At 55.9% G+C, this 13602-nt stretch carries 16 protein-coding genes and 2 tRNA genes; 14 read left to right on the top strand and 4 right to left on the bottom strand.

Annotated elements, in window-relative coordinates:
* The first annotated feature begins 65 nt into the window (after positions 1-65).
* The 11 genes from HY308_08900 (at position 66) to HY308_08950 (ending at position 7827) form a co-directional block, all read left to right on the top strand.
* Complete coding sequence (locus tag HY308_08900; protein MBI3898401.1) at positions 66-1076, top strand: methyltransferase domain-containing protein; 1011 nt, start codon at positions 66-68, stop codon at positions 1074-1076.
* Between the two features lie 118 nt (positions 1077-1194).
* Positions 1195-2493 (top strand): beta-ketoacyl-[acyl-carrier-protein] synthase family protein, encoded by a 1299-nt coding sequence (locus HY308_08905; GenBank protein MBI3898402.1) that lies wholly within the window; start codon positions 1195-1197, stop codon positions 2491-2493.
* A gap of 2 nt (positions 2494-2495) precedes the next feature.
* Positions 2496-3764, top strand: coding sequence for a beta-ketoacyl-[acyl-carrier-protein] synthase family protein (locus HY308_08910; protein ID MBI3898403.1), 1269 nt, complete (start codon positions 2496-2498; stop codon positions 3762-3764).
* Positions 3761-4465 carry a holo-ACP synthase gene (acpS, locus tag HY308_08915; protein ID MBI3898404.1) on the top strand — a complete coding sequence of 235 codons (705 nt, stop codon included), beginning with the start codon at positions 3761-3763 and terminating at the stop codon, positions 4463-4465. The genes HY308_08910 and acpS overlap by 4 nt, the downstream gene beginning before the upstream one ends.
* 12 nt (positions 4466-4477) lie before the next feature.
* Positions 4478-4927, top strand: coding sequence for a DUF1772 domain-containing protein (locus HY308_08920; protein ID MBI3898405.1), 450 nt, complete (start codon positions 4478-4480; stop codon positions 4925-4927).
* A gap of 37 nt (positions 4928-4964) precedes the next feature.
* Complete coding sequence (locus HY308_08925) at positions 4965-5384, top strand: SRPBCC family protein (protein MBI3898406.1); 420 nt, start codon at positions 4965-4967, stop codon at positions 5382-5384.
* Positions 5353-5712, top strand: a complete 360-nt coding sequence (locus HY308_08930; protein ID MBI3898407.1) for a TcmI family type II polyketide cyclase — start codon at positions 5353-5355, stop codon at positions 5710-5712. The genes HY308_08925 and HY308_08930 overlap by 32 nt, the downstream gene beginning before the upstream one ends.
* 105 nt (positions 5713-5817) lie before the next feature.
* Positions 5818-6831, top strand: coding sequence for a class I SAM-dependent methyltransferase (locus HY308_08935; GenBank protein MBI3898408.1), 1014 nt, complete (start codon positions 5818-5820; stop codon positions 6829-6831).
* 20 nt (positions 6832-6851) lie between these two features.
* Positions 6852-7301 (top strand): DUF1772 domain-containing protein, encoded by a 450-nt coding sequence (locus HY308_08940; GenBank protein ID MBI3898409.1) that lies wholly within the window; start codon positions 6852-6854, stop codon positions 7299-7301.
* A 36-nt stretch (positions 7302-7337) separates the two neighbouring features.
* Complete coding sequence (locus HY308_08945) at positions 7338-7571, top strand: hypothetical protein (protein MBI3898410.1); 234 nt, start codon at positions 7338-7340, stop codon at positions 7569-7571.
* Positions 7498-7827, top strand: coding sequence for a TcmI family type II polyketide cyclase (locus tag HY308_08950; GenBank protein MBI3898411.1), 330 nt, complete (start codon positions 7498-7500; stop codon positions 7825-7827). Before HY308_08945 ends, HY308_08950 begins: the two co-directional genes overlap by 74 nt.
* Positions 7828-7920: 93 nt before the next feature.
* Here the strand turns inward: HY308_08950 and HY308_08955 are convergent.
* Positions 7921-7996: transfer RNA gene (locus tag HY308_08955), tRNA-Glu, on the bottom strand.
* 53 nt (positions 7997-8049) lie between these two features.
* A tRNA-Ala gene (locus HY308_08960) sits at positions 8050-8125 on the bottom strand.
* A gap of 190 nt (positions 8126-8315) precedes the next feature.
* Between HY308_08960 and HY308_08965 the strand changes: the two genes are divergently transcribed.
* Positions 8316-8564 carry a hypothetical protein gene (locus HY308_08965; protein ID MBI3898412.1) on the top strand — a complete coding sequence of 83 codons (249 nt, stop codon included), beginning with the start codon at positions 8316-8318 and terminating at the stop codon, positions 8562-8564.
* A gap of 52 nt (positions 8565-8616) precedes the next feature.
* Here the strand turns inward: HY308_08965 and HY308_08970 are convergent, their stop codons facing one another.
* Positions 8617-9540, bottom strand: a complete 924-nt coding sequence (locus HY308_08970; GenBank protein MBI3898413.1) for an NAD-dependent epimerase/dehydratase family protein — start codon at positions 9538-9540, stop codon at positions 8617-8619.
* Between the two features lie 232 nt (positions 9541-9772).
* Between HY308_08970 and HY308_08975 the strand changes: the two genes are divergently transcribed.
* Positions 9773-11053, top strand: a complete 1281-nt coding sequence (locus HY308_08975) for a nucleotide sugar dehydrogenase (GenBank protein MBI3898414.1) — start codon at positions 9773-9775, stop codon at positions 11051-11053.
* A 189-nt stretch (positions 11054-11242) separates the two neighbouring features.
* Here the strand turns inward: HY308_08975 and HY308_08980 are convergent, their stop codons facing one another.
* Positions 11243-11608, bottom strand: coding sequence for a hypothetical protein (locus tag HY308_08980; GenBank protein MBI3898415.1), 366 nt, complete (start codon positions 11606-11608; stop codon positions 11243-11245).
* 158 nt (positions 11609-11766) lie between these two features.
* Between HY308_08980 and HY308_08985 the strand changes: the two genes are divergently transcribed.
* A partial coding sequence (locus HY308_08985) for an InlB B-repeat-containing protein (protein ID MBI3898416.1) occupies positions 11767-13602 on the top strand: 1836 nt, incomplete at its 3' end.

Raw genomic sequence — 13602 nt, forward strand, 5'->3', positions numbered from 1 at the left:
GAGCAACGGTTACGTTGTAAGCCTGCATCGCCGATCTCGGCATTGATTGGTCAGGATTTATCGAAATGAACCCGTCCGCCATTTTGGATTTGAACTATTCCTTCTCCAAAACAGCAGTGATGATCGCGGCGGTGCGATTGAAGTTTTTCACTCACCTATCAGGTAGGAAATTGAGTGCGGTGGAACTTGCGGTGAGAGCCGGCACGATACCAGATGCCACGGAAAGATTTCTCGTCATCCTCGTCCGCTTGGGTCTGGTCGAAATGGAGGACGACGTATTCCGCTTAGCCCCGATGGCCGAGCATTTCCTGGTGGAAGGAAAATCTACCTATGTGGGTAAAGACACGATGGCCATGCTGGATTTCCTGCCGGCATGGCTCCACCTCGATCAGACACTGGTAACCGGCGAACCCTACCGAGATCTTGGAATGCCTGCCGAGGCGGAGCGCTTCTTCGCGCCGCGAGTGCTCGACGTATTCCCACTGATATTTCCCATCGCTACCCGGCTGGCCGAGACCCTTGATTTGAGCGACACGACGAGAGAACTCCGCATTTTGGATGTGGCGGCAGGTAGCGGCGTATGGAGTATCGCGTTGGCGCGACGGTATCCAAACGCCGTTGTCACCGCGATCGATTTGCCGGCCGTGACGATGGAAGGAAAACGGAAAGTAGCGGAACTTGGCCTGAGCCGCCGATACACGTGGATGGAAGGAGACGCTCTGACATTGCCATTGGAAGCCGAACAGTTTGACGTCGCGATCGTCGCGCATTTTTGTCGGTTCCTCGGCAAGGAAAAATGTCAGCTGCTATTTTCGAAACTCGAGCGCGCCCTTTCCCCGGATGGGATTTTTGTGCTGGCCGACATCGTTCTTCCGGACAACCCATCGAGCGCCCTCTTCCCGTTCATGCTGGATCTAAGCATGTTGGTGAATTCCGCTCATGGACGGACGTTTACCGTCGCGGAGTTCGGCGATCTATTGAAAGGTGCTGGATTCGCGGAGGTCACCTCGCTGGATGTGCCCGCCCCTACTCCACTAATTAAGGCGACAAAAAGAGTACGTCCATGTCGCCAGTGAAGATCGTTTCCACCGATGAGAATACAAGCCTGTGTGAGGAGGAACGGTAACGGACATACCGTGCTTGCAGTAGCTGTTCCGGAAGCAACGTTTCACGACTGATTAAAGAGGTGGTCGGGTGCGAAAAGTCGCTATCACAGGATTGGGCGTGGTTAGTCCACTTGGTATCGGAAAAGAGAAATTTTGGCAGGCACTAATGGAAAAGCGATCTGTCGCGAAGCATCTTTCCCAAGTGCAGAGCTCTACGTTGTTTGGGTCCTTCGAGTTTTCGTCGCAGGTCATCGTGGAGGTGGAAGACTTCGACGCTCTAGCGCTTGGCCTCCCGCCCGAGGTCTGCGCGCAAGACCGCTTCATTCAGTTTGCCGTGGCCGCTGCTCAGCAAGCCGTCGATGATGCCGGCTTGGAGCCCGGCCAGTACAACGCCGACCGGATGGGCATCGCCCTTTCCACCGCTATCTGTGGCACGCGGCAAATGGAGCAAGAGTTCGTCAAGGTCACCAACTATGGACAAGAACGAATTGATCCTGCCCTAGTGGGACCGGGACTCTACCTCGCCTCGATGTCCAACACCCCGAGCATGATGCTGGCCGGCATGCTCGATCTCCAAGGCCCCTGCGTCACGTTGTCCACGGGTTGCATCGGCGGTCTTGATGCGATCGGTTACGCCTTCGAAGCCATAAAATATGGCGATGCCGATGTGATGATCACCGGCGCCACCGAAGCACCCATCACGCCGATCACGCTCGCTGCCTTCGATATCATCCATTGCATGTCTTCACGGCATAACAGCCGGCCGCAGAGTGCTTCCCGACCCTACGACAAGCAGCGCGATGGGTTCGTCTTGAGCGAGGGATGCGGCATTTTTATTTTGGAAGAGCTGGAACACGCGCGGCGGCGAGGCGCCCCGATCTACGCCGAAATCACCGGCTTCGCCAATACCAGCAATGCCATCCATATGACTGATCTGCTGAGCGACGGCGACGATCTGGCACGGGCCATGTCGGTCGCGCTTGGGCAAAGTCATATAGACCCGAGTCATGTGAACCATGTCAGCTCTCACGGCAGCTCGACACCGCAGAACGACAGCTGTGAAACCAGTGCGCTGAAACGGGTGCTCGGCGACCAGGCCTATCGGATCCCGGTGAACTCCGCCAAGTCCATGCTGGGCCACGCACTCGCCGCCGCAAGCGCCATGGAAATTGCCATCTGCGCGTTGTCGTTCAAGCACTGTCGTGTTCCTCCCACCGCCAATTACTCCGAAGCCGACCCAGCTTGCGACCTGGACTACGTAGCCGAGGGCCCTCGGAACTGGAATGGAGATGTGATCTTAAAGGATGCCAGTGGTTTCTCGGGGCTACATGCAGGCATGGTACTGCGGCGAACCGAAAGCGGAGTTCATACTGATCAGGGAGTATAAAAATGAAACGGGTAGTGATCAGCGGAATGGGTGTTATCTCTCCTGCGGGAGTTGGTATTGAACCCTTGTGGCGTCAAGTGATGACCGGTAGTTCTTGCACGCAACGGATCAATCGCTTCGATGTCTCGCGCTATGAGTGTCACGTCGCGGGTCAGATCGATGACTTTGATCCGCTCCAGTACCTCTCTGGGCGACTTGCCAAACGTACCGACCGCTTCACTCACTTGGCGATGTGTGCGGTGGAAGCGGCCATTCAAGATTCGCGCTTAGTTATCGGCGGCGACCACGGCGTGTCTCGCGAGCGAATCTGCACATCTGTGGGTAATGTGCTGGGCGGATGGGAGTTCGCCGAACGAGAGTTGCGTAAACTTTGGGTGAATGGCTCGAGAGAAGTCAGTCCGTACCAGGCGACCGCCTGGTTTCCCGCCGCGCCGCAAGGAAATATTTGTATCGAGTATGGTCTCAAGGGACGCGCCCGCACCTTCGTCGCCGATCGGGCAAGTGGTGCGTATGCAGTGATCCACGGCGCCGAAACGATCCGACGCGGGCACGCCGATGTCGCGCTGGCCGGCGGCACCGAGGCGCCGCTTTCCCCTTACGCCTGGCTGTGCTGTCAGAACGGCGGTTATCTTGCCCACTCTTATAATGATCGTCCCCACGCCGCGTACCGCCCTTTTGACCAGGGGCATTCGGGTGCGATCCTTGGTGAAGGAAGCGCGTTCCTCGTGCTCGAAGAGCGTGAACATGCGCTGAAACGAGGTGCACCTATTTACGGTGAGATCAGCGGCTGGGCCGTCGGGACCGAGGGTTATCGGCGTCACGCAACCACGAAGCAGGACGGAACTGTGTTGGCCAAGGCGATACGGCGATCGCTTTCCATGGCCGAGTTAGCGGTTAAAGAATTAGCGGCGATCTATGCGGAGGGTTCGGCAATTCCTGCCGACGATGAAATCGAAGTCCTCGCAATACGAAACGTTCTTAGTGAACAGCATTCCGACGTTCCTATCACTGTACCCAAGGCGTCTATCGGGCATTTGCTGGGCGCCTCTACACCCACTGACATCGCCATCGCATTGAAAGCGATGGCCCACCACGAAGTCCCGCCGATCGCCAATCTCGATCATCCGTTGGCGGACACAGATCTCGACTTCGTGCAGCAAAGGCGCATGGATGTGAAAGGGACGGCGAGCCTGATGATTTCGCGCGGGATGGGAGGAGTGAATGCCTGCATGGTGATAAACAAATTGTCGACGGCAGGGAGTCAGCTGTGACGAAACGGACCAACATTTGCGGCATAGGCATCGACCTGGTCGATGTGCGACGACTCAAAAAGATCGGGATGCGATGGGGGGAACCATTTATCAATCGGCTCTTTACCGAGCAGGAACGCGATACTGCTCGTAATGCATCAGGCTTTCGCTGGGCGACGTTGGCGGGTCGATTCGCTGTCAAGGAAGCCGTCGTCAAAGTTTTTCGCGGTGGAAATGGAAAAATTCCCTGGACGGATATCGAAGTGCTGACGAACCCCAACGGCGAGCCGTCAGTATGTTTATACCGTGAGGCGCGTACGTTCGCCGAGCAGCTTGGCATTACCAGACTACTTCCGAGCATCACCCATGACGCCAATTTGTCGATTGCAGTCGTGCTTGGAGTTTGCGCGGCAAAGATCGAGTCGCGCGACACGTCACTCAACATAGCTGAAGGAGATTGCCTGATGAATATCCGTGCTGAGCTGGTCAATCTGATGAAGTCGCTTCGTTTCGATGAGTCTGAGCTGCGTGACGAAGCACTGCTTAAGGATGATTTAGAGGTGGACTCAACGGAGCTGATTGAGATCTCCGTCGCCCTATCAAAACTGCTTCAAAAGCAGATCGGCGATACCGAACTGCGCCCTCTTCGGACCTTCGGCGAACTTGTCGGATTTGTTCAGGAGTGCTGCCTGCAAGATTCTGTCGCTCAAGTTGCCACATAAAGGAGGCACGGCATGCTAGTTCCGGTACTCAACCTATTCGCCGTTTTGGCCACTGGGCTCGCGGCCGGTGCGATGATGGCGTTCGCACTGGTGGTCGTGTCGGTTTACGACGAAATTCCCTGTTCCACCTATTTGCAGGTGCATCTCCCCGTGTCAGCGCGCATGGATAAATTTATGCCTATAGTGGCAGCCGGTTCTCTTTGCCTAGGGCTTTTGTTGCTGGGCTTAACGAACGACAACTTCAAACGAATTTTTTTCGGCTTGGCCGTGATCTGCATTCTCGCTGCCATTGTAATTTCGAGGTGGAAGAACGTTCCGATCAATCGAATCATGGACACTTGGAACAAAACCGCGCCGCCTGCCGAAACCAGCGCGTTTCGCGGCGAATGGAAGCTGTGGCACAGAATACGAACTGGCTGCATGGCAGCTGCCATGGTCGCGTTCCTGACCGCCATTCTGTAGTCATCGCACAACCCCTAGAGCAAGGAACAGGATCATCATGGGATACACGAAAAACAGCATTGCCTTACACGCGCCGATCGACGTTGTTTTCGAGATCACCAATCAAATTGAAAATTGGAAAGACTTGTTCAGCGAGTATGCCGAATCCACGGTTCTGGAACGCGGCGAAAACTGGATTCGCTTTCGGCTGACGACGCATCCCAACGAAGACGGAAAGGTATATTCCTGGCAGTCGCGCCGTTTTATCGACAAGGACAATTATCAAGCAACCGCCGAACGCGAAGACCCGAAGTTCCCGTTTGCGTCCATGCGCATCAAATGGACCTATGAGCCCGCGCCCGAAGGCACGCTGATGACGTGGATCCAGGAGTTCACGATGGATCCGGCGGCAAGTCTGTCAGAACAGCAAATGGAAGATTACCTAAATCGAACGACCAAGGATCAACAGATCATCTGAAACCTCCCGTGGGCTGGCGATTCTCCGACTAAAACCGGGCACAGAGGAACAGGTCATCAACGCGTTCGCCGAATCCGACAAGACCGATTTGCCGTGGCTGGCCGGAATGAAGCGGCGCAGCATTTGGGTGTTAGACGATCTCTTCGTGCACTATGTCGAGTCCGAACGCCCGATGAAAGACGTCATCGAGCACTTCCGGACTCATCCTTTATATATGGACGTGAAATCAAAAGTGGACCAATGCGTCGAACCGCTGGCCGATCGTCGCCTTGCCCGCGAAATATACCGGTGGGAAGCAGAGCGCAATTGCGAGCTTCCGCAAGAATAAAGGAACAGCTTCCGAACCAACTATCTGAAACAACAATTCGTTCGCGGAGAATGAAAATCTGTGGGAGTTTTTCTTGCCCTAACGGAAAGCTAATGAGGTACTGAGATGCAACGGCAAGAGCTATTTAAGATGATGCAAGCCTACAAGCAAACGAGTCTGCTTCGAGCCGGGGTCAAACTGGGAGTCTTCGACCATCTGGCAGAGGGTCCTACCGACATCGAGTTGATTAGCCAGCGTATCGGAGCCGATGCCCGAGGTACGAGAATCCTCTTGAACGCGCTGGCAGCGATACAGATTTGCGAAACGGACGGTGAGCGGTTCTGGATTTCCAAAGAGACGGCGGATCTCCTGGTGCGCGACCGTCCGAAATACGCAGGTGACATGGTGCACGTCTTTGCCAGCGACTGGGAGTGGGATGCACTCAAGCGGATTACGGAGGCGGTACGCTACGGCGGCACCGTGTTGGAAGAAAACGCGGAGACACCCGATTATAAGTTCTGGAAGGATTTCGCCTCCTATGCCACGGTAGTCGCTGAACCTACCGCCGCGATCCTGATCAACGAGATTGAGCCGTGGGCAAGAACACGCGAGGAGTTGAAGGTTCTAGACATGGCATGCGGACATGGTGTCTACGGCTACACCGTGGCGCAACGCTATGAGCGCGCCGAAATATGGTCGTTGGATTGGGATAGCGTACTGCCCATCGCGTTGCAGCACGCGGCACGCATGGGTGTCGCGAATAGAGTGCATAGCATCGCGGGCGACATGTTTGAAACGTTCCTGGGCGACCCCTACGACTTGGTTTTGGTAACAAATGTGTTACATCACTTTTCCGAAGCACGCGCGACGCAACTTTTAAAACGCGCGAGGTCCGTACTAAAACCCGGCGGGCGTTTGGGTATTGTCGGATTTACCAAATCCGCTAAGTCGTCACCCGCCGAAGATCCTGCGCCCTATTTGTTCGACATACTTATGTTGGCCTGGACAGCTCGGGGCGAGGTTCACTCACTGGAAACCTATGCCCACATGCTGGCGGCAGCCGGATTTAACAATATCGCGCATCGCTCGGTACCCGAGCTGCCGTTTCATGTACTCGTGGCAAATAATATCGACGAGTGATTCGTTAAAGGAGGTCAAACGTGCTGGTACCTGTACTCAACTTATTTGCTGTATTGGCCACCGGGCTCGCGGCCGGTGCGATGACGGCGTTCGCGCTGGTTGTCGTGACGGTGTACGACGAAATTCCCCCCTCCACATATCTGCAGATTCATCTGCGGGTGACGGAACGAATGGACAAATACATGCCAGCGATAGCACTCGGCTCTATTTGCATCGGGCTTTTGTTGCTGGGTTTAACGAATAGCGGTTTCAAACGGAGTTTTTTCGGTTTGGCCGTGATCTGCGTTCTTGCTTGCTCGGTAATTTCACGATCGAAGAACGTTCCAATCGATCGAATCATGGGCACTTGGAACGAAACCGCGCCACCCGCCGAAACCAGCGCGTTTCGCGGCGAATGGAAGCTGTGGCACAGAATACGAACCGGCTGCATGGTAGCGGCGATGATCTCGTTCTTGGTCGCCACGCAATAGTCATCGTACAACCTTAGGGAAAGGAACAGGATCATCATGGGATACACGAAAAACAGCATTGCCTTACACGCGCCGATCGACGTTGTTTTCGAGATCACCAATCAAATTGAAAATTGGAAAGACTTGTTCAGCGAGTATGCCGAATCCCCGGTTCTGGAACGCGGCGAAAACTGGAGTCGCTTTCGGCTGACGACGCATCCCAACGAAGCCGGAACGGTATATTCCTGGCAGTCGCGCGCAAATATCGAAGGCGTTCGCCGAGTCCGATAGCACCGATTTACCATGGTTGGTCGGCGTGAAGCGGCGCAGTATCTGGGCGCTGGGCGATGTCTACGTACACTATGTCGAAGCCGAGCGCCCGATGAAAGACATCATTGAGCACTTCCGGACTCATCCTTTGTATATGGATGTGAAGGCAAAAGTTGACCGATGCGTGGAACCGCTGGCCGATCATCTTCGTCCAGGCCTTGCCAAAGAAATATACCGTTGGGAGGCAGCGCGCAATTGTCAGCCTCCGCGAGAGTAATCAAATAATTCATTCTTCACGAGAAGTTAAGAAGTGGGAAAAATTTAACCGGGGTTGAATCCCCGGTTGGGGGGTAACTTATCTGTTTTAAATTGGCGTCCCCACGGGGATTCGAACCCCGGTTACCGCCGTGAAAGGGCGATGTCCTAGGCCTCTAGACGATGGGGACGGAGGACTAACTTAAATACCTAATATATCGAGGCTAACAAATAAAAAATAAATTGGTGGAGCCAGCCGGGATCGAACCGGCGACCTCTTGCATGCCATGCAAGCGCTCTCCCAGCTGAGCTATGGCCCCTTTTTACTCCCCTCTTCTTCGCTAAGAGGGACCCGCCAAAGGCCGGGTACTCTACGTGGCGAGACGTATAGGGTCAAGGGTTTAGCGCACAAAATCATTTGTAAGCGCACGGCACTCCAGACATTTCTGTATTGTCAATCGGAAGCCGTTACAAAATAATGGCTGCAGTCAATCGAGCCAAGTGACACTTATGACCCACTCTCCATTGCTCACTCGTCTGGCACTGCTTTCCGTATTGGCCGCCACCGTCGCCGTAGCCGGTTGCCTGCAGGAAAAACCGGTGGCACCGATGCCGCAAGCGCAACTGGCGCACCCTGCTGAGCGCGCCGTCGCTTCCCCTGTTGTCCGTCCCAAGTTCAATACCAAAGAGGAGGATATCGCCGGCAAGAATCGCGAACACTCGGGGACAGCCATGGGCGCACTCGAATCCGAATCCTAAGAAAAACAAACCGCACTGATAACGCAATCGGCGGGATACTTAATCTAAATAATCAACTCGCCAAGGACTGAACCAGGCGGCTAAGGCCGGCACGTATGGTCGTATCGGGTGCGCGGCTCAAGAGCTTTTTTAAGCGGCTAATGTCGGCGCACGACTTGCGAATGTCGCCAATCCGGGGCGGCTGTAGGCGCCGTTCGATAGGCCGGCCAAACAAGAACTCTAGCTCTTGCAGCATCTCTACTAAGGAAACCTCGACACCCCGGCCGACATTCATCACCTGGCCGCCGGCGCGATCGTTGCCAAGGGCGCTAAACAATACGTCGACCAAATCGGCCACGTAGACGAAATCCCGGGTTTGCCGCCCGTCGCCGAATACCGTTACCGGCTGATTCGCACGCGCCCGATCGACAAAGATGCTGATTACGCCGGAATATGGCGACGACGGATCTTGTCGTGGTCCATAGATATTAAAGAATCGAAAGGCCGTCCCTACTACGCCGTACTTCTGTCCATAGAAGAATAAGTAATGCTCGCCGGCGAGCTTATCGGCCGCGTACGGCGAAAGCGGCTTTAACACGGTGTCTTCGTTAACCGGTAGCGCGGTGGTGTCGCCGTAAACCGCCGCCGAGCTGGCGTACAGAAAACGACGGATACCGGCGTGCCGTGCCGCCTCAAGCAAGTTCAGCGTGCCGATTAAATTGGAGCCGTGCGTGCCGATCGGGTCGTCGACACTCGCCTGCACGGAAGCAACCGCCGCCAAATGGACGATTGCCTCGCAGCCCGTAACGGCCGCACGTACGCGGTCGGCATCGCGGATATCGCCCTCAATAAATTCGAACGCGGCGTGCGTCGGAAGATTGACGCGTTTACCGGTCGACAGATTGTCCAGAACCCGTACCCGGTGGCCGGCGGCGAGCAGACGCTCGGTCAAATGCGAGCCGATAAATCCAGCGCCTCCGGTGACTAAAACCGTCATGACCCCTCCTCGACGACTTTTTCCAATGTTCAAGTCTACTTACGCTTGATACTTATAGTACAAACGGACTACCGTCTGTACTTTGACCCTTCCCCTACTTTCCCCTACCATTCACCAGCATATGGTCAGAACGGCTTTCGGTTCCTCCGCCCGTCCGGCCTCAATTAACCAGTTCCCATCGCCCAGTTAAGAGGCGGCGGAACATTAACAGACAAGGGTGAAAGATCAAATCATGAGCACTGTTGGCGTGGTCGGGCTCGGCTACGTGGGGTTGCCCCTAGCCGTAGAGTTTGGTAAAAAATTCAAAACCGTCGGATACGATCTCAGTACGGAAAAAATCGAAAGCTATCGCCGTCACATCGATCCGACCGGCGAAGTCAGCACCGAAGAATTGCGCGCGTCGGCGCAATTGCGGCCGACGACCGATCCGAACGAGCTCAAAGAATGCGACTTCTTAGTCGTCGCCGTTCCCACGCCGGTCGATGAAGCGCATCAACCCGATTTCAGTCCGCTAGTCGGCGCCAGCAAGGCGGTCGGCAAGTATATGAAGCGCGGCGCGATCGTCGTCTACGAATCGACCGTGTATCCGGGTGCAACCGAAGAAGTTTGCATTCCTATCCTCGAGAAAGAATCGGGGATGAAATGGAAAAAAGATTTCTTCGTCGGCTATTCGCCGGAGCGTATTAACCCGGGCGATAAAGAGCACACCCTCACCCGCATCGTAAAGGTCGTCTCCGGTGATACCTCGGCGACACTCGACGCCGTTGCCAAACTTTATGCGGCCGTCATCACCGCCGGCGTGCACAAAGCATCGAGCATCAAGGTCGCGGAGGCAGCGAAGGTCATCGAGAATACGCAACGCGATCTCAATATCGCCCTCATGAACGAGCTCTCGCTGATTTTCAACAAGCTCGGCATCGATACCCTGGAAGTCTTGCAAGCCGCCGGCACGAAGTGGAACTTCCTGCCGTTTCGCCCCGGCCTGGTCGGCGGTCACTGCATCGGCGTCGATCCTTATTATCTGACGCACAAAGCGGAGATGCTCGGCTACCACCCGCAGGTGATCCTCGCTGGCCGGCGCATCAACGACAACATGGGCAAGTTCATCGCCGAGCAGACCATTAAGCAAATGATCAGCAACGGCAGCCCGATCAAGGGCGCCAACGTCAACGTCCTCGGCCTGACCTTTAAAGAAAACGTGCCGGACCTGCGTAACTCGCGTGTCATCGACGTCATCAACGAGCTGCGTTCATACGGTGTCAACGTTTCGGTGCACGATCCGGTGCCAGAAGCGGCCGATGCCATGCATGAATACGGCATCAAGCTACTCAAGTGGGACGAATTGCCGGTCGCTGATGCAATGGTGGCAGCGGTCGCGCACAAACCGTTCCTGCAGCGCGATATCGCCGATTATAAAAAGAAGCTGGTCAACAATGGCTGCTTCGTCGACGTGAAAGCGCAATTCAACACCGCATCGTTGCAAGCCGCCGGCATCCGCGTCTGGCGGCTGTAACCTCGTCATTGGTAGTCAGCAGCGCGGAGACCCCACTCCGCGCTGCTTAATGAGTCAGCAAGATCCCCTCGGCGGCACGTCAAAACCAATCCCGGTTTCGTTGTGTTGACGCAAATTGTCGGTAAACCTTTTATCCGGTTAGTTATAACTATCCCGCCCGCTTATCTCCGAGCCAAAACCGCCAATCTGTTAAAGCTTTCTTTGTACGCAGGGCGTTCTATAAATTCCCTGTAGGTTTTTAACAACAACAAATTTCGTTGCGGCACCGAATAATAAATACCGTCGCAACGGCACCGAACCGTGAGAGGACCAAGCCCCTGTCTTCCCCATAGACAGTGTGGTTAGGGAATCGAAGGGAGGAATAATAATGATATTGGTCGATTGCCGGACCCCTCGTCGCTTTGCCGTTTTTGCCTCGTTATCGACCGTGCGATCACGGTCTACCGGCAACAGCAATGAGGCGGATACCGCCAGCGTAACGACGCCGAGCGACTCGCCCTCCCCCTCATCACCGGCTAACAACAGGCTGCAAGGTAATCGCAGCAGTTCCGGCACCGTAACTTCCCGCCCACGCGGCACTCGCTTGCTCTGGGGTGGCGGTCAAACTGTAGACACCTACGTCATCGAATTACCTAGCTATCACCCCTAACCGTCATGCCCGTGACGTTAGCTAAGAAGAATCAAAATTTTTTTCGCTGATAAGAGGAATCTTTATGAACCATAAGGGACACGTCGTTGTCGCCCACAAAAATCTTATCTGTCGCATGCCTGCATGGCTAAGCTTTATCGCCGCGTTAGCGCTCGCCGGTTGCGGTGCTAACGAGGAAACAATCGGCGACATTGCCAACGATACATCGCCGGCAACGGATTACACGTTGCAGGTTAACGTTGATGGCAATGGCACGATTACGTCCATGCCGAACGGCATCAACTGCAACAACGATTGCACCGAGTCGTACGCCGCCGATACCTCCGTCACCCTTACCGCTGCCGCCACCAATGGCTATACGTTCGCCGGTTGGAATGGCAATGACATTTCCTGCCCTGGAACCGGTACGTGCACGGTATCGATGACCGTCGCGCGCACCGTCGTCGCGACATTTACCCAAACACTACCGAGCAGCTACGAGCTGACGGTTAGCACCAACGGTACCGGCACCGTCACATCGAGCCCGAGCGGCATCAATTGCGGCAGCGACTGTAATGAAACGTTCAATGCCGGCACTTCCGTAACGCTGTCCGCCACGGCGGGGAATGGCTTCAACTTCAGCGGCTGGAACGGTAGCGGCATTTCCTGCTCGGGTACGAGCACATGCACCGTGCCGATGACGCAGGCACAAGCTGTGACCGCGACGTTTAGCCCAATCGCTGCGACCAACTACACGCTCAATGTCGCTGTCTCCGGATCAGGAACCGTCACCTCGAACCCGAGCGGAATTACCTGTGGAGCGGATTGCACGCAAGACTATGCTTCCGGCGCCTCAGTCACACTAACGGCAGCGGCAACAACCGGTTATACCTTCACCGGTTGGAGCGGCAGCGGCATTGCCTGTACCGGCACCGGTGCGTGCACCGTGCCGATGACAGCAGCACGCTCGGTAACGGCGACATTTACCCAAAATCGCACGCTCACCGTGACCCGTAATGGCTCCGGCACCGTGACTTCGAGTCCGGCCGGCATCAATTGCGGCAGCGATTGCAACGAGGTTTATGCATCAGGAACGTCCGTCACGCTGTCCGCGGTAGCAGCAACCGGCAATACTTTCAGCGGTTGGAGCGGCAGCGGGATTTCTTGCACTGGGACCAGCGCTTGCACAGTATCGATGACAGCAGCGCGCACGGTCACGGCGACGTTCACGCCTGACAGCAATCTGCTAACGATATCTACCGTCGGTACCGGTATCGTCACTTCCAATCCCGCCGGCATCAACTGCGGTAGCGATTGCACCGAGCCTTATACGTCGACGACGTCGATCACGCTTACCGCTGCTCCCGGCACCGACCAAAGCTTCAGCGGTTGGAGCGGCGGCTGTTCCGGGACCGGCACCTGCACGGTCACGATGAGTGCCGCCCGCACGGTAACAGCAACGTTCGCCGCCGCGTCGAGTAACTTTGCGCTTAATGTATCGGTCGCCGGTTCCGGCAGCATCACATCGGCACCGACCGGCGTGTCCTGCCCGTCCGACTGTGCCGAGAGCTACAGCAGCGGTGCCACCGTTATTCTTACCGCGGCTGCCAGCACGGGTTACACGTTCTCCGGTTGGAGCGGCGCCTGTTCCGGCGTCGGCACTTGCTCCGTTAGCATGACGGCAGCGCGCTCGGTCACCGCGACTTTCCAATCGGCCAGCGCCGGTGACAACCTGCTCCGCGTCGCCGTCTCCGGCTTCGGCTACATCACCAGCCCCAGTGGCATCAGCTGCGGCTCCATCGCCGCCGGCGTCAACAGCCCCAGCGCCAACTGCCTGCGCAAATTCGGCAGCGGCACCGACGTCTTAACCGCCACCCCCTACAACGCCAGCTTCAAGTTCGACGGCTGGAGCGGCGATTGC

Source organism: Gammaproteobacteria bacterium (genome assembly GCA_016199745.1).
Taxonomy (GTDB): Bacteria; Pseudomonadota; Gammaproteobacteria; order Acidiferrobacterales; family Sulfurifustaceae; genus JACQFZ01.